The following is a 17,012-nucleotide window of genomic DNA, read 5'->3' on the forward strand; positions in this document are numbered from 1 at the left end:
TTTAGTTCTTTGAGGATAACTCAATGGCTTTATTCAGAGCACAGACAAAACTGCCAATATCGGCCTTGCCTGTACCCGCGAGATCGAGCGCCGTACCGTGGTCAACCGAGGTACGAATATAAGGTAAACCTAAGGTGATGTTTACCGATTTGCCAAATCCTTGTGACTTGAGAACGGGAAGTCCTTGGTCATGGTACATGGCCAAGACGACATCGGCGTCCTGTAAATATTTAGGTTGGAACAGAGTATCGGCCGGTAATGGGCCGACAATATTCATCTGGAACTCTTCTCGCAACTCGTTGAGTGCAGGAATAATCACGTCGATTTCTTCACGCCCTAAATGGCCGTCTTCACCTGCGTGTGGATTGAGGCCACAGACATAAATTTTCGGTGAAACTATGCCAAATTTGCTGATGAGATCGGCATGTAGAATCTTGATAATATGCTGTAAGCGTTGGCGCGTTATGGCTTTTGCAACATAGGCCAGAGGAATATGGGTGGTCACGAGTGCCACTTGCAAACCTGGTGTTGCCAGCATCATCACCACATCGGGGCAATTTGCTTGATGGGCAAAAAACTCAGTATGGCCACTAAAGGAAATACCTGCTTGATTGATAATGCCTTTATGCACAGGGCCTGTCACGACAGCATCAAACTCGCCGCTCATGTTTTTTTCGCCCGCATAACGCAAGGTTTCAACTACATAAGTGCTGTTTTGCTCATCGAGCTGACCGCAAATCGATTCGCTCACTAACTTAAAGGGCGCTATGGTTAATGTGCCCGCTTCTTGCGGTTTAGGAGCTTGATTTGGCTGGTAAGGGCGGAAAGTCACTTGCAAACCGAGTCGTTTCGCACGGCTCGCAAGTAATTCTGGATCCGCACAAACGACTAACTCAGCAGGCCAAGCCTGCTGAGCGAGTTGTATGACTAAATCGGGGCCAATACCTGCGGGTTCGCCTGGGGTAACGGCAATACGTTTAGTGCTCAATTAGAATTAACCTCGATTGGTCTCTGGCTGGAAGATTTCAATGTATGCGTCTGAACGCATTTCGTCTAGCCAGTTTTGCAGTTCTTCGTTAAATTTGCGACGGAAGATCAACTGGTGCGCACGGTTGCTATTGAACTGATCCGTGGCGTCGGTTTTTCTGCGTTCTTCTAATTGAGTGATATGCCAACCGTGAGTCGTACGGAATGGCTCACTAATTTGGTCGTTTTTCAAACTATTGAGCGTTTGAGCAAACTCAGGTACGTAAATGCTTGGTTCTGCCCAACCTAATTCACCACCTTTTGTGGCCGAACCAGGATCCTCTGAGTATTGACGCGCTAGGTCTTCAAACTTAGCTTCACCTGAGCGGATTTGTTTCAGGAATTGCTCAAGCATGGCTTTAGCGCGGTCTTCTGACAGGATCGGCGATGGCTTGAGCAAAATGTGGCGCGCTCTAACTTCTTCAATTTCTTTGGTTTGTAGGCCGCGAGCATCCATGATCTTAATAATATGGAAACCTGCACCACTCTTAATCGGGCCGATAATGTCACCCATTTTCGCACCGTTAATCACTTCGGCGAACAGAGTTGGCATTTCGTTGATGTTCATATAATCCCAAATACCGCCTTCGAGTGCCTTAGGACCTGAAGAAGAAGCGATAGCGGTACGACGGAAATCCTCACCACTCTTCAAACGTTCTAATACGATATTGGCGCGTTTGCTTGATGCTTCGAGTTGTTCACTGGTGGGGTTATTAGGCACGTCAATCAGGATATGGCCAATTTGGTATTCCACATCTTTCATCCCTTGTTCTTGGATGAGTTTGACTAGGCTAGTAATTTCCTGTGGTGATACTTGAATGCGGCGTTGTACTTGAATACGTTGAATTTCACCTAGAGTGATTTCTTCGCGCAATTGTTCTCGGTATTGGCTGAAACTTAAACCTTCGCTTTCAATTTTTTGTTGCATCTGCGCGACAGACATTTTTTGTTCGCGCGCGATGTTTTCAATCGCTTGGTCTAGTTGTAAGTCACCAATATTCAGCCCTATACGACTGGCCATTTGCAATTGTAGGCGAGTTAAGATTAAACGCTCAATCACCTGAGTGCGCAGGGCACTGTCAGAAGGTAACGATTGGTTTGCTGCTTTGGCATTCGCTTTAACAGTGTCAATCATGTTAGTGATTTCACTTTCGAGCACTATGCCGTCGTTAATTTGGACTGCAACGCGGTCTAGCGGCTGGGGTGCGGCCAATGTAGGTTGGCTGATCGCGAGTGCAAATAAAGCAAAAATCAGATGTTTACTGGGTTTCATCCACAAAATCCTTGGCACGTTCTAAGGTCAGGTTCGACGGCTTAATTGAAATAACTTTACCATTTATATCGAAATTACAGTGAGTTGCCCTAATGTAATTTTTTGGCGACGCATTTGAGTGCAAGGTTAGACCTTAAGATTCGCTTTTATTCGCTTTAGCAAAAGGTGAACGGTAAAGCACTCATTAATCTGTTTGGACTCTGAGTCCTTGTTGAGGTTCAGCAATCTATCACAATTCTTTGCTAATTCCTCAGATAAAGCGGTTTTCTGTAGTTAAACAGGCCGTCATTGAGCATATCGGATACGCCTAATGGGCCAGAACCACCGAGTCCCTTAATGATTAAGTTCAGGTAGACACCACTATCAAACTGCTCACGAGGATCAATTGTGGCAGAACCTATATTGTCGTCATAGTTGGTTTTAATGCGATAATGATAACTAAGTCTTACTGCGTAACAGCATGATTCGTACTGGATACCTGTGTAAGTTTCAATACTGCGACTTTCGTTAAGGTCATAATACCAATTACCAACAAAGTAGAGGTCATCACTGATTGGCCAAGCGCCACGAACGCCCGCTTGGGAGATGTTCACTGTATCATTGGTATTTGAGTTCAATAAATCTGGGACATAGCGATAGCTAAATTGCAGTAATTTATTCGCTTCAGGTCTGAAATCTAAGGTGACTTCAGATTTTTTATTGTCACTGGTGTTGGTATCGTACTGAATCGCAGCCCCCATATACCAATCATGGGACAAGCGGGTATCTAACTCTGCAGCAAGTACTGAAGTTGATTGATTAGACTCAAAAATACTGTCTTCGTAACCGACTTTACTGTCTTGCAGATAAAAAATTTGTCCTAGACTGAATTTAGTGGCTTCTTGGTTATGACTATCAAACAGGCGTGTAGTAACACCTAGAGTGACTTGATTTGCATCGGAAATCCGATCCAGACCCGAGAAGCGACGATCACGGAATAGACCAAAGTAGTCGTCCTGTAATTGAGCTGTATCATAAATGCCTATGTTGCGTTGATCTTCGTAGCCGACATAAAGATATTGAAATTGTGGCTCGAGCGTTTGGCGGTAGTTTTGATCGAAAAGCTCAGTAAAACGTTCGAAGTTGATTTGACCATTAATCCGTACCTGCGGGATGGTGCGATTCACTGTGTCGTCAACAACTATGTCTGGATCTTCGTTATGCTGCCAATAATTGGTCTGCATCAACTTAACTTGACTGGTGAGCGAGCCTGAAGGCCCATGTATTGGCAGAGTTACGCTTGGTGACATGTACAAACGAGTCGCCGTATTAACATTGTTGTCCTGATGGGCAAAATTCGTTAGCTCCGAATTGAAACCAAAATCTAAATTGTTCCAAAAATCAGCAGCGCGATAGTTAAAGTTAACCTGAGGCATGACTTGATATGGTTTTTCATCCTCACCCAGTACTTTAATATCTTGTACTCGGGTGCTTAGATCCCAGTTACTTTCGAAGTAGCTGATTTCACCTATGCGTGATAACTGGTTATCGGTTGCACGGTTAACATCTGACTTTAAGTCATTGAAATAATTGTTATCTGATACATCGGTAAAATTCGCTAATACGCGCCAATTTTTGTCGATCGCCCCTTGATGCTGCCAGTTATATAAGTAGCGATTCGGGCTACCATCGATCAATTTGTCATTGCCTAGATATTCTAAATTGACTCGGCCATTTTGGGCCTCACCCGCCAGATAACCAAACTCTGTTTTAGTGAATAAACCACGGTTTGACATATAGCTAGGCGTAAATGTTAAATCGTACTCTGGGGCAATATTCCAATAATAAGGTGCAGAAATTTCGACACCATCTGTAGTGCTAGTGCTAAAACTAGGGTAGAGAAAGCCAGATTTACGTTTGTCTGAAACGGGGACTGTCATGTAGGGAATATAGAATACAGGTACACCGCCAATTCTTAGTTTGGCATTCCAAATTTCGCCCCATTCTTCTTCGCTGTTGATCTTGATCTTTTCGGCCTCGAGTAGCCAAGACACATTGTCAGGAGGGCAAGTAGTGAAGTTGGTATTCGTTAAAATTAAATTGTTATTGATAGTAATTTGCAGTTTTTCGGCATCACCGTGAACTTGTTGGCCATGGATCCAATATTGTGCGCCTTTAAGGGTGGCACGGTTTGTCCGCATTTGAGCTTGTAAGGATTCGGCTGTAACGGTGAAGTTACTGTCTTGAAAGACTAAATTACCATTGGCATCAAACTGTTCAGTAGCTTGATCTAAAATCGCCTCATCGGCTGCTATGTGCCTATCGCCTTGGCTAAAAACCACATCGCCACGGAAAATCGCCTGCTTCCCCATTTCGGCATTGGTGTTATCAGACGCAATACGAATTTTGTTGAGTTCAGCCGCACTCATCCCTTGGGTTTGAGATACGATACGGGGTACTGGCGGTTCGATTAAGCATTGGGATGCCGAAGCGGTTAGAGAGTCGTCTGCCAGGACTAATTGCGGTAACAGGCTCAGGGCCAGAAGGTATCGGATCTGCATCTTTAGGTCAGTAATTATGATTTCTTATTCTGGACAAGTATGGATGGGGAAAGTTGCAATTGACAAACGCAACATCGCTTAATAAATCTCTCAATTTCTTAGCTGTTTCCAAATTCTATGCCAGCTATAATAAAGCAATTTTTCTTTAAGAGCCATGAAATGACTTTATCCGATCCGAGATTTCTTTCCCTTAATCAGTGGCTGAATGCTTATTTTTCCTGTGAGGTGATGCCTGTGTTGATTTCCGGCGACGCAAGTTTTAGGCGTTACTTTCGAATTTCGATGCCTGATGCTACCTTTATCGCCGCCGATTCACCGCCTCAGTTAGTGCCTATCGCCCCCTTTATTGCACTGTCGAATGCTTATTCAGCCGTGGGACTGACAGTTCCAAAAGTAATCCACGCCGATGCCGATCTGGGTTTTATGTTGATGAGTGATTTGGGCGATACTCAACTCTTATCTGTATTGACGGTACAAAATGTTGAACGGTTTTACCATCAGGCGCTCGATTTATTACCGCAAGTGGCCGCTGTAATTGAGTGCAAGAATCTTGATAGTGGTTTAGTACAGGCATTACCTAACTACGATGAAGCCTTTGTGCGCCGTGAATTACACATTTTTACTGAGTGGCTGTTAGGAACACATCTTAATTTGTCTTTGGACGCGGCAGAGTTGCAATTGCTGAATGATACTTTTGATCGCCTCGTCGGCAATGCGTTATCTCAACCTAGTGTGGGAATGCATAGGGATTTCCATAGCCGTAATCTTATGCTGCAAGCGGACAAGCTGTGCGTGATTGATTTTCAGGATGCTGTCGTTGGTCCTGTGACTTACGATGCGGTATCACTACTACGCGATTGTTATATTCGTTGGCCACAGCCGTTAGTTGCAGACTTGATGCGGTATCATTATCAGCAAGCATTAGCGCTTGGTTTTATTCCCGCACAGACTCCTTTTGAGCAATATCAAACTTGGTTTGATCTCATGGGCTTACAGCGTCACATTAAGGCGGTAGGGATTTTTGCACGGTTAAACTATCGCGATAGTAAACCTGCGTATATGGCGGATATTCCACTGACATTAACGTATATTGTCGACATCTCGCTGCAGTATCCCGAACTCGTGCCATTTGCACACTGGTTAACTCGTCGTGTGTTACCTGCGTTTACTGTGAGTCAGTCTTCATCTGAGGTTAAGCAATGAAAGCCATGATCTTGGCCGCTGGACGAGGGGAAAGGTTACGGCCGTTAACGGACAGTTTACCTAAACCTATGGTGCCAGTGTTAGGTAAGCCGCTGATTGTTTATCATATTGAAAAACTTGCCGCGAAAGGCATAGTCGATATCGTCATCAACCATGCTTGGCTAGGGCATAAGTTAGTCGAAGCTCTGGGCGATGGCAGCACTTTTGGGGTGCGCATTCGGTATAGCGCTGAAGAGAGCGCGTTAGAAACAGGCGGCGGCATTAAACGCGCTTTGCCTTTATTGTGTGAGGACGGAAGCGACGAACCTTTTTTAGTGATTAATGGTGATGTGTTTATTGATGCTTTACCGCCAATCACGCAACTGGCTGCGGATAGGCTCGCTCACTTATGGTTAGTGCCTAATCCTGAGCAGCATCCAAATGGCGATTTTGCTTTGAATGGTCATCAAGTGCAGGAGCGTGGCGATGTTAAGTACACGTTTTCGGGCATGGGCATTTATCACCCTGCGCTATTTCATGACACGCCGCAGGGCGCCTTTGCACTGGGTCCGTTGCTCCGATCGCAAATGGCTCAAGACAGAGTTAGTGGTGCCTTGTTTAATGGATTTTGGTGTGATGTCGGTACCATTGCACGATTGCAAGCGCTTGAACTAAGGTTACAAAGTAACAAGTAAATTTCGGTGCTGGCATATCCATAGGATTAAGCTAGTGCATCAAATACATAATAGAAATCAGGAAATAAGATGCGGCTTTGGGGTAAGTTTTTTGGATTTGTCATTGGCTTTATGTTCGGCCGTATTTTTGGTGCACTGCTAGGTTTGTGGCTCGGTCATCTTTACGATAAGCGTGCGGCATCGGGCGTGGGTTTTCGACAGATTCTAGGGCAGGCTAAGAATCGCCAAGCCATTTTCTTTAATACCACATTTGCAGTAATGGGGCATGTGGCGAAAGCATCAGGACATGTTACCGAAACCGATATTCGCATTGCGACCTTATTAATGGATCAAATGCGTTTAACGGGGGAAGCCCGTAAAGAGGCGCAACAGGCATTTCGTGAGGGTAAATCGGCGGATTTTGATTTGCGCAGCAGCTTACAAGCTTTCCGTGTTATTACGATGGGACGCAAAGAGTTAGTGCAGATGTTCATCGAAATCCAGATCCAAACGGCACTGTCTGATGGTGAATTGGATCCTGCTGAGCACGCTATCTTGATGACGATTGCTCAAGAGTTAGGTTATGGTCGAGCGCAGTTAGATGAATTACTTAAACGCTGGCAGGCGGAGTTTCGTTTCCATCAAACATCGAGTGGCAATAAAACATCGATTACTGATGCCTACAGTTTACTTGGCATTACGAACGAAGCTAGCGACCAAGAAGTTAAACGGGCTTACCGTAAATTGATGAATGAACATCATCCCGATAAGTTAGTGGCGAAAGGGTTGCCACCGGAAATGATGGAGCTAGCTAATCGTAAGGCTCAGGATATTCAAGCAGCCTATGACAGAGTCAAGTCTGAGCGCGGTATGCGTTAGCCTTGATTAAATTGGTTTTTGTAAAAGATAAGGAATTCATTATGAAAAACACTTACCGTTTGTTGCTGTTGGCGAGTTTGTTACCTGTGGCTATGTCTACGCAGGCCGAGGTATTTATCGCTCCTTTTGGTGGTTATAGTCTGGGGGGCGGTCAATTTGATGTGAATCAATATGAGGTCAACACAGATCAAACGGGTAATAAGGCCGATGTGAAGGTTGAGGAGTCGAGTCATTACGGTTTGATGGTGGGTATTGGCACCAATGATCCCGGTAATATTTATCTTTTATATAGTCATCAAGCCTCTGAACTGAAAAGTGGCGGCTTGTTTACGCCAGACTTTCTTACCTCGTTAGATTTAGATTACATCCACTTGGGTGGCACTTTATATTTCCCCCGTGGCGATATCCAGCCCTATGTCACCGCCAGCGCGGGAATCACCCGCATGCTGCCTAGCGGTTGGTCGAGCGAAACGCGTTTCTCCATGGGAATTGGTGGCGGGGTAGAGTATCAAGTGACGCCACACTTTGGCCTGTTTGCGGATATTCGGGGTTATGCGACTTTTATCAACAGTGACACTTCGCTGTTTTGCAATGAAGATGAATGCCTATGGCATATTACGTCGGATGTGATGTGGCAGGCTCAGGCTAACCTTGGGCTCAAAGTCAGTTTTTAGATCTAACGCATCGTCTTAAAAGGAGATTTAGTGGCATGAAAATAGTCGTACTTGATGGTGAAACCTTAAATCCTGGCGATCTCAGCTGGCAATCTTTAAATGAATTAGGCGAGTTTGCGTGTTTTTCCCGTACAAGTGGCGCTGATATTGTCGCGCGAGCCCAAGGTGCTGAAGTCATTCTCACCAATAAAACGCCCTTGAATGCAAAGACGTTAGCGCAACTTCCTAGTCTCAAATACATAGGCGTATTGGCCACGGGCACGAACGTTGTCGATATCGCGGCAGCTAAAGCGCAAGGTATAGTGGTCACTAATGTGCCCGCTTATGCGCCTGATGCCGTTGCGCAAATGGTGTTTGCCCATATTCTGCATCACACCCAAGCCGTGGCCGCCCATCATCAAGCTGTGGTCGATGGCCAGTGGGTGAACTGCCAAGATTTTTGTTTTACTTTAATGCCGTTGCAATCTTTAAAAGGCAAGACTTTAGGCTTAATAGGTTATGGCGATATCGGTCAGCAGGTGGGAACGCTCGCCCTCGCATTCGGGATGAAAGTTCTTGTCAATACTCGTTCAATCATCAAGGATTTACCCCAAGGCGTGACGTGGGCGCCACGTGATACTGTGCTTAGCGAATCAGATATTATTTCGCTCCATTGTCCGCTTACTCCAGAAACTGAGCAATTTATCAATCAACAAACCCTCGCCTTGATGAAGCCTAATGCGTTGCTGATTAATACGGCGCGCGGTGGATTAATTGATGAAGCCGCGCTTGCTGCTGCGCTGGCTCAAGGCAAGTTATTTGCCGGCGTGGATGTGTTATCGACCGAGCCGCCCACTGCAGATAATCCCTTACTGCATGCGCCTAATATCAGCATCAGCCCGCATAATGCGTGGGCGACGAAGGAAGCAAGGCAAAGTCTACTCAATATCGCAGTGGCGAATTTGAACGGTTATTTGAAGGGGGAAGTGATTAACTGCGTGAACAAGTAAAGCGGTATGCGTCTTTCTCTCTTTTCATCATATCGATGTTGAGAGAGAAAGACGTAAATGGTTATTTATTATTGAGTTTTTCTTCTACGCATCCACCACACACCCAATAAGCCTGTGAGGGCTAATACGCCAAATACGACGGGCTTTTTCAGCTTGTGGTACAGGGCGTTCCATTCTGCCATTTCATTCGCCTGCGCTCGTTTTACTGCACCGTCAAAATCGGGCGCTTCACACTGCAAACCAAAGTTCTCGGCCCAAGGCACAAAGGGGCCGTTGGCGACGTATTTTTTGTAGTAACGCAGGGCAAGTTCTTGATCTCGATACAATACCCAACCTGTGGCTTGGCAGAGTAGCGCTGCATAGGCTTGGCTGTTGTGGGGCACATGATCCGATGCCTTGTTGGCTAGTTCCGCCGCCGTGTAGCGATAATGGAAGCGTTTATCGGGGATTGCTTGGCTGGCACTGATCCGCAGCTGTTCTTTCTCAGCCAGTTTGCTCGGTTCATTCCAATCACTTAGATCGAACACACCTTGGTAAATAGTGTAATCCGGGGCTAATTCAAACCCTAAGAGTTCCATGCCTTGGTGGCGGGCAAGTTCGGCAACAGCCCAATAGGCTTTCGCGCTATCAATGCCTTTTGTTTTTTTCGCTGCATTCAACTCTGTGCCGTAGGCAAGGGCGCTGGCATTCAGTTTAGGGTTAGGGAAGTAAACTGGCGCTTCAGCTATCGCGCCTTCGCGTAATAGCCTGCGACCTAGCAAGTAGCGCAAGCGGTTGTTAATTGGCTCAATATTATCGTACCAGTCGCTGTCTTTAGGGTATTCAAAGGCGATAAATGGCACATGTTCGTCGACAAATAACTTAAGTTCAGCCGTGGTGAGCACGCGCTCCGCCACATAGGCGATGTCTTGCCAGTACTCATCACCGCTGGCGAGTAAGTGACTGAGCGCATCGACATATTCGCCACGCTCTAGTGACAACACTCCTTGCTCGGCACGAATACGACAGTAAGTGGCTGTATCTTCATCGGCATTAATGGCTTGTTGCTGAGTTTCTTTAGCGTCAACAGTGGCCGAGATCTTATTGAGTTGCTCAGGGAAGTGACGCGCTGCCTGAGCATAGGCCTTGGCCGCTTCTGCTTGATCGCCCTTTTGTAGCATTAATTTTGCGTTGAGCCACCAAGTGAGGCCGCTCGGTTTCGCTAGCGTTAATAGGCGCTCAGCACTGGCATAATCCCCTAACTGGTAATAAATCGCCGCTAATTTATCGCCATGGTTGAGCTGTAAGCCATCGGTTGGAAATACTTTAAGGAGCTCAGCAACCTTTAATCCCATTTCTGAAAGCTGGCCATTGTAGGCGAATTCATTAGTGCTGCTTTGCCAATAGGCAATCAATAACTGCTGCACGCTCGCCTGTTGCAGTAGCGGCTTAAGTTCAGCAATCTCTTTACCCATCAAAGTGCGGCTTAACATCAATAAGGAATCATAACCGCCGCTATCGCCCTGTACCGATTGGGTGGCATAGAGCTCAATAGCTTTATTCAGTGCATCAGGGATGAGAGTCATTTGCAGCTCTGACTCAGTTTCACCTGTACCTTGATTGGTCAATTGCGGGAGCGGCTGGCCTTGGTGTAGCAGGATATAGGCTTGTTCACCTAAGCTCGCTAAACTCAAACGCAGGGGATCGGCGGCACCTTGTGCGACTTCGGTTTGTAATTGTGTTAGGTAAGCATTGGCACGATTAAAATGTTCAGGATCAGCCGAAGTCTTGCTTAAGATAAGCTCAATACGCGACAGCGAATAGAGTGCCCACAGGCTACGAGATGCGCGTTCACTTTGTGGTAATTTGATGATTTTGATGAAATAGTTACTCGCCCTCTCATAATCTTTTGCTTCAAACGCTACGGCACCTAAGGTGTACCAAGTTAGCGCTTGTGGTAGATCTTTGTCTAACTTAGCGGCCATTTGCTCGGCTTCAATGGGGCCCGTTGCATCCCGCAAAGTGTTCACTAAGGCTAAATGGGCGTCACTTAACTCGCTGTTTTCAAAGGCGCGAGTTTGTGAAAGATAACGGCTATGCACTTCATCCCAGAGATATTCCTGTGCAGCTGGTGCATCTTGATACTGCCAAGGTAAAGGCTTGGCGAGGGCTGTGAGCTGCTGGCTAAAGGAGGTTTGCGGTAAATAACTGAGATTGCTCTGCCTATCCTGAGTGAGTTGCAAAGGAAAATCGGGGCCGCAGGCCAATAGCATAGGGGAAAATAAGCTTAAACAAATGAGCGTGGTCTTTTTAAGCATAAAAGCCCGATTGGGTGTTGCCATGGTAAACGATAGTTTTGGCTTATGGCGCATAAATTCCCTGTAAATATAATGACTCACAACGTGCCCAGCCTATCACTTTTTGGCCGCCAGGGTTGAGCATGTGTGTTTGAATGTCTCTGTTTGATTGCGGCATAGGCATGATTGCAGTGCGTGAAACTGTTTTGGTTGGTGTCAACGCTGCTGTATTCTCAGCTCGCCATTGCCACGTTAACAGCCCATCTTTTTGTATTACGCTATAGCCATTTTGCGCATCATACCCGCTGCAAGCTTGTCCCGCTAGCGACAAAATAGGAGGAATTTCACCTGCAATATTACCGTGATTCATTAAGCTCAGTTGAAATAGCTGTGGCCTGTGGATTTCCAGATTTTTTGGCTTATTTTCAGCGGCTAATATCGTTTGGGTTATGGCCTTGTTATCGCTTGAGATCACTAATTCAATCTTAGCGGCAAGTTCACCTTGCTGTGCAACGGCGATTAAGGTGTTGAGTGGCCAAACCCTTTTATCCCCTTCCAGCGGCAGCCGAAACCAGATAATGCCTCTGAGTTTGGCATCTTTTTGAGTGTGTAGTTTTTGCACAAAGGCTTGTAATACTAGAGGGTCGGCCATCAGTTCCTGTACTACATTGGCTGATTGGAGTTGATCGCGCAGCGGTGTTTCACTTTCAACTTTATAACCTGAAGCTGTACTGATGACCGCCGAACCATAGGCGGGGAGCGCAATAAGGTAAGGCACAGTGCTGATATTTGAGAGTTGCTGCACCCACTGCCAACCTTGAGTCGCATCGAATAGTCCGAGGCGTGGATCGCTTACGCTGTGAATTTGTAGCACCAGTTCATCAATACTGGTGAGTAACACGGGAAAATCGGCGCTACTGAGCCAAGCGGGCAGTGCAGTAATGCTGAGTTTGAGTTCTGCGGGTAACTGCGCTTTAAGTTTTTTAAGAAAATCCCGATAGGCTGGCAGTTTACTGTTGGCACTGTCGTGGTCGATTTCAACCCCCGCGATGTGCGTGCCTTTTGCCTGCCAAGTTGCTAGTACTTGGTTGATTTTATTGATCACTTGTTCATCATTTAAATGCACGAACTGACCATCTAAGCGAATCACGGCAATTTTTGGCCTAGGATCTGCCTGCAACCAAGCATGATTGACCGCAACTTCAAACCAAATGTCTGCGCCATTGGGTTTTGGATGCGCTTGCAGCGCTAAAATACGTAATCCTTGAAATGCATCTTGGCTTTGCACTAATGCCGTTTGATTGGCGGGGCGCCATTGGCGCTGCCAGATATAGACTTCCTGTGAAAGTGGCGCTCGAAGGGTTGTTGCTTCTGTAGCGGCTTTTACTGCGACACTGGTATTTGGGCTAGCCGTGGTTTCGTTGGGATTTGATGCTGGCTGACAGGCGCTCATAAATACGGCGGCGCTCAACAAAGCAAATAAGAACCATTGATTTCGGCTTATGTTTTTAACCAGATTGCCTATGCCCATACTACCGCTGTCGATTCCGTTTTGAGTGAGGCATTACTATGCCCGAAAAATGCCACTTATACATCGCGGTCAAACTTCTGATAATGCCCACTAAGCTTGGTTTTCCTTTTGGTGCCTTGTTAATCAATATCAGAACTCAGATCTCAAAAATCAGGATCGACTTGAAAGCGCATCTGTTCACGGGTGACGGGATGTTGAAGCATCAATAAATCTGCATGCAGATGCAGGCGATTGGCGCGAGTGCCGTACAGATCGTCACCTACAATGGGCGTATTTAGCCCTTCTGAGTGGGCGCAGTGAACTCTGAGTTGATGGGTTCGGCCCGTTTTTGGGGATAGATACACGCGGGCTGTACGTGCCATTTCATCGATATGGCTTAATTTCCAATAGGTTTGGGCCGCTTTGCCAAACTCATGGCAAACGAGTTGTCTCGGTCTATCGTCTAAATCGCCACGTAGGGGTAAAGAGATTTGTCCTGCGGCCTGTTTATCTGCCATTGCTGTAGGGATCCCTGCTAAAAGTGCCACATAACGCTTAGTCACTGTGCGCTGGATAAACTGTTTTTGCAGCTGTTTATGGGCGTCTTTTGTCAATGCGATCACCATTAATCCCGAGGTCGACATATCGAGCCTGTGGACGATAAGTGGCCCTGTGGCATAGGGAAACGTTTGCCGCATGCGCGAATACACTGAGTCTTCAATCTCTTTGCCGGGCACTGATAAAAACTCGGCGGGTTTGTTCACAATCGCCATCGCCTCGTCTTGGTAGAGGATGCTTAAGGTTTTGCCTTCGGCGGGGTTCGTCAGCAGCGGATTATCATCGACAACAAGCCCTTCGAGCATATGCCCCAAGATAGGCTGGCATTTGCGCAGACAGGCAGGATAAAACTGCTTATGTTGGCGAATTTCTGATTTTGGCGGCGCCCCCCACCAAAATTCGGCAATCGCCAATGGTTTAAGACCGTGTTTAAAGGCGTAATGTAGCAACTTAGGGGCGGCACATTCCCCTGAGCCTGCGGGCGGTGTTAACTCAACCGTCCCGTTAAATATGCCGTTAAGGCTTTTTTCTGCGCTGCGAATATTCAAAAAACGATACTGCTCAAACAGCTTTTGCTGCAGCGCCGCCGAGAGCTGTTTACGCTGTAGTCTTAACGCGTCACGCTTATCAGTGAGCAGAGTTAACGCTTGGCTGATGGCATGGATACGTTCATCCCAATAGCGTTTAATATCTCTTAACTGATTCTTTTCATTAATGCTTTCTTGGCTGAGTTTAGCTTCGATTGCAGTATTTTCACGTAAAGTCTCATCAGTTGGATTGGCTGCCCATTGCACTGCGAGTTGATTGCGCTGCGTCTTGCGGGATTGACGGCCGTCGATCATCACTTGCCTGTGGGCGGCAAGCTTGGCCTGTGCTTGAGCTTGCTCAGCGTTGAGTTCGCTCGATAGCCGAGGAATATCGGGGTGATTTTCTACTGCAAGTAGCTGCTCGTTAATTTGGTTGATTTGCAGATTTTCGGCGTGGAAAAAATTGTCCTTAGCCAGCATATCAAACACAGGTGGAACGAAGCGTGGCCAATGGTTCTGCTCAGCTAACTTGCCCGAAAATGCCGACAAATAGCCCACATCTCCCTGCGGATCTTGCACTAAAAGTACACCAAACATTTTACCAATGGCACCGGTTAACTCCCCCGTGAGGCCAAAGTTATGTTGCCAATCGTTTTGAGTCTCAAGGTGGCGTTGTAATTCGTTGGCTGCGATCACGCATAATGGATGCGGTTCGTAATAGAAAGGAAAGGTAAAACGTTGCGGCAGGGCATAGGCATCAATGGCTTGTGTGAAAGAGGTAAAGCAAGAAGGCTGAAGATGCATATTGGGGTCTACTGTTGGTTTTACTTATCTGGGTTAATTATCGGAGTTAATTATCTGAGTTAAGCCACAACTTAGGATGATGGCTAGCAAGAAAGGGCGCTAGTTTACTCTGTCGATTTGGGACTGTCGATTTTGGGCTGTCACTTTTTATTGGTGCGGCTCTGTGTTGAAAAAGGGAAATAGCATTAAAGCGCATTTCCCTTTGATGTGTCGCTTGTACTTAAAGCCAATTTTAAACGGTTAAACCCGCTTAAAAGATGACTTTTACTTTACTGGCGCTATCGAGTGCTTTGCTGATTGCGCTGTCGATATCGATATCACGGGCAAGCGCGACACCTAAACGGCGGCGACCATCAATATCGGGTTTGGCGAATAATCTAAGCTGAGTGTTGACCGCTTCTAATGCCGCACCAATCCCTTGGTAGCGGATATTGCTTGAGGTGCCTTCGGCCAAAATTACCGCTGAGGCACTTGGACCATGCTGATGGATATTGGGAATAGGTAGGCCGAGAATCGCTCTAACATGCAGGGCAAATTCCGATAAATCTTGGCTGATGAGTGTGACTAAGCCTGTGTCGTGGGGTCTTGGCGAGACTTCAGAGAAATACACTTCATTGCCTTTAACAAACAGTTCTACGCCAAATAGTCCATAACCGCCAAGGGCTTCGACGACTTTGCTCGCAATCGCTTGGGATTTTGCTAACACTTCATCGGACATGGCTTGTGGCTGCCATGACTCGCGATAATCGCCATCTTCTTGCCTGTGGCCAATGGGCGCACAAAAATGAATGCCGTTGACTGCGCTGATGGTTAACAGGGTGATTTCATAATCGAAGGGAATAAAGCCTTCGACTATCACGCGACCGCCGCCGGCGCGTCCGCCTTCTTGGGCGTATTGCCACGCTTTATGGCTGAGGGCGATATCGCGAATAACGCTTTGGCCTTTGCCCGAGGAGCTCATGACCGGCTTAACCACACAGGGCACACCAATTTCACTAATCGCTTGATTAAATTCGGTTTCGGTATCACAGAAAAAATATGGCGAGGTTGGTAAACCTAAGGTTTGAGCGGCGAGGCGGCGAATACCTTCCCTGTCCATAGTGAGCTTTGTTGCCCGAGCTGTTGGGATAATATTCACCCCTTCGGCTTCCATGTCCACTAAGGTTTGGGTGGCGATGGCTTCAATTTCTGGGATGACTAAGTGCGGTTTTTCTAACTCGATAACGGCACGCAGGGCGTTGGCATCGAGCATATTGATCACATGGGAGCGATGCGCGACTTGCATGGCGGGGGCGTTGGCGTAACGGTCAACGCCAATCACTTCAACGCCTAAGCGTTGCAGTTCAATGGCCACTTCTTTGCCAAGTTCACCGCAGCCGAGCAACATGGCGCGTCGTGCGCCCTCAGTGTAGGGAGTGCCTATCATGTGTGGGTACCTTTGAGATTGTAGGGATGATGGGTTTTATGCTTGCGTTCTATGCCGCAATGATGTGGCTAGTTTAGCCTGAACAGGCTTTAGGATCATGGAGTAAATTGACAAGTGTGTCCCGGATCACTGGGGGCAAAAACGAAACAGCATATCTTTGGTTAATATTGGTGCTGAGGTTGAGAGTAAACTCAAATGTTAATGTCATGTTGGTAGCATGTTTGGGGACCATCCACTAATCTTTGGGATGGAATACATATTATTAATACAAGGAGATGCGGATGTTCTTAGATTACTTTGCGTTAGGTATTTTGTTTTTCGTCATCATTATCATGTTTTATGGTGTCATTGCCATTCATGATATCCCCTATGAAATAGCCAAAAAGCGTAATCATCCCCAGCAAGATGCATTGCATATCGCCGGGTGGGTGAGTCTATTCACCCTACATGCAATTTGGCCATTTTTATGGATCTGGGCGACTTTATACCGTGAAGATCGCGGTTGGGGGTTCAATACTGTAATGAAGCGAGAATTAGTTTTAGAGGAGGATGTGAATTCATTGCGCGAGACGGTCAGAGGGCTTCAGACTCGGCTTGAACAGTTAGAGCAAATAACTCCCATGAATATAGCGCCTGCTGTGGATGCGATAAAAACAGACAAAGTTGAGGTATAA

Annotated in this window: 13 protein-coding genes; 6 read left to right on the forward strand and 7 right to left on the reverse strand. The window is 46.6% G+C overall.

The window, feature by feature from the left end:
• Window position 1: 1 nt before the first annotated feature.
• The 3 genes from pdxA to lptD form a co-directional block, all read right to left on the reverse strand.
• A complete protein-coding gene (gene pdxA / locus GWI56_RS11850) occupies window positions 2-988 on the reverse strand; it encodes a 4-hydroxythreonine-4-phosphate dehydrogenase PdxA (RefSeq protein WP_198572990.1) in 987 nt (328 codons plus the stop codon).
• A 6-nt stretch (window positions 989-994) separates the two neighbouring features.
• Window positions 995-2,299: a peptidylprolyl isomerase SurA gene (gene surA, locus GWI56_RS11855; RefSeq protein ID WP_105249993.1), complete on the reverse strand. Its 1,305-nt coding sequence runs from the start codon at window positions 2,297-2,299 to the stop codon at window positions 995-997.
• 242 nt (window positions 2,300-2,541) lie between these two features.
• A complete protein-coding gene (lptD, locus tag GWI56_RS11860; RefSeq protein ID WP_173246378.1) occupies window positions 2,542-4,839 on the reverse strand; it encodes an LPS assembly protein LptD in 2,298 nt (765 codons plus the stop codon).
• A 159-nt stretch (window positions 4,840-4,998) separates the two neighbouring features.
• On the opposite strand from lptD, the gene GWI56_RS11865 reads away from it, so the two are divergent.
• The 5 genes from GWI56_RS11865 to GWI56_RS11885 all read left to right on the forward strand — a co-directional run bounded on the left by GWI56_RS11865 (window position 4,999) and on the right by GWI56_RS11885 (window position 9,237).
• Window positions 4,999-6,042 (forward strand): phosphotransferase, encoded by a 1,044-nt coding sequence (locus GWI56_RS11865; RefSeq protein ID WP_242068392.1) that lies wholly within the window; start codon window positions 4,999-5,001, stop codon window positions 6,040-6,042.
• Window positions 6,039-6,716, forward strand: a complete 678-nt coding sequence (murU, locus tag GWI56_RS11870) for an N-acetylmuramate alpha-1-phosphate uridylyltransferase MurU (RefSeq protein WP_198572992.1) — start codon at window positions 6,039-6,041, stop codon at window positions 6,714-6,716. The genes GWI56_RS11865 and murU overlap by 4 nt, the downstream gene beginning before the upstream one ends.
• A gap of 69 nt (window positions 6,717-6,785) precedes the next feature.
• On the forward strand, window positions 6,786-7,574 hold the full coding sequence (gene djlA / locus GWI56_RS11875; protein ID WP_113939902.1) for a co-chaperone DjlA: 789 nt from the start codon (window positions 6,786-6,788) through the stop codon (window positions 7,572-7,574).
• Between the two features lie 41 nt (window positions 7,575-7,615).
• A complete protein-coding gene (locus GWI56_RS11880; RefSeq protein WP_198572993.1) occupies window positions 7,616-8,248 on the forward strand; it encodes an outer membrane beta-barrel protein in 633 nt (210 codons plus the stop codon).
• 35 nt (window positions 8,249-8,283) lie between these two features.
• Window positions 8,284-9,237, forward strand: coding sequence for a D-2-hydroxyacid dehydrogenase (locus tag GWI56_RS11885; RefSeq protein WP_198572994.1), 954 nt, complete (start codon window positions 8,284-8,286; stop codon window positions 9,235-9,237).
• A gap of 68 nt (window positions 9,238-9,305) precedes the next feature.
• Here GWI56_RS11885 and GWI56_RS11890 read toward each other — a convergent pair whose 3' ends face one another.
• From GWI56_RS11890 to purT, 4 genes are all read right to left on the reverse strand, one after another.
• A complete protein-coding gene (locus GWI56_RS11890) occupies window positions 9,306-11,588 on the reverse strand; it encodes a hypothetical protein (protein ID WP_198572995.1) in 2,283 nt (760 codons plus the stop codon).
• A complete protein-coding gene (locus tag GWI56_RS11895) occupies window positions 11,578-13,044 on the reverse strand; it encodes a DUF3142 domain-containing protein (protein WP_198572996.1) in 1,467 nt (488 codons plus the stop codon). Before GWI56_RS11895 ends, GWI56_RS11890 begins: the two co-directional genes overlap by 11 nt.
• A gap of 143 nt (window positions 13,045-13,187) precedes the next feature.
• Entirely contained in the window at window positions 13,188-14,912 is a 1,725-nt protein-coding gene (locus tag GWI56_RS11900; RefSeq protein ID WP_198572997.1) for an RluA family pseudouridine synthase, read from the reverse strand.
• 250 nt (window positions 14,913-15,162) lie between these two features.
• Entirely contained in the window at window positions 15,163-16,338 is a 1,176-nt protein-coding gene (gene purT / locus GWI56_RS11905) for a formate-dependent phosphoribosylglycinamide formyltransferase (RefSeq protein WP_198572998.1), read from the reverse strand.
• A 281-nt stretch (window positions 16,339-16,619) separates the two neighbouring features.
• Between purT and GWI56_RS11910 the strand changes: the two genes are divergently transcribed.
• Window positions 16,620-17,012, forward strand: coding sequence for a DUF3302 domain-containing protein (locus GWI56_RS11910; RefSeq protein ID WP_028759246.1), 393 nt, complete (start codon window positions 16,620-16,622; stop codon window positions 17,010-17,012).

Origin of the sequence: Shewanella sp. DW31, from assembly GCF_015767295.1 — a bacterium.
Lineage (GTDB): Bacteria > Pseudomonadota > Gammaproteobacteria > Enterobacterales > Shewanellaceae > Shewanella > Shewanella oncorhynchi.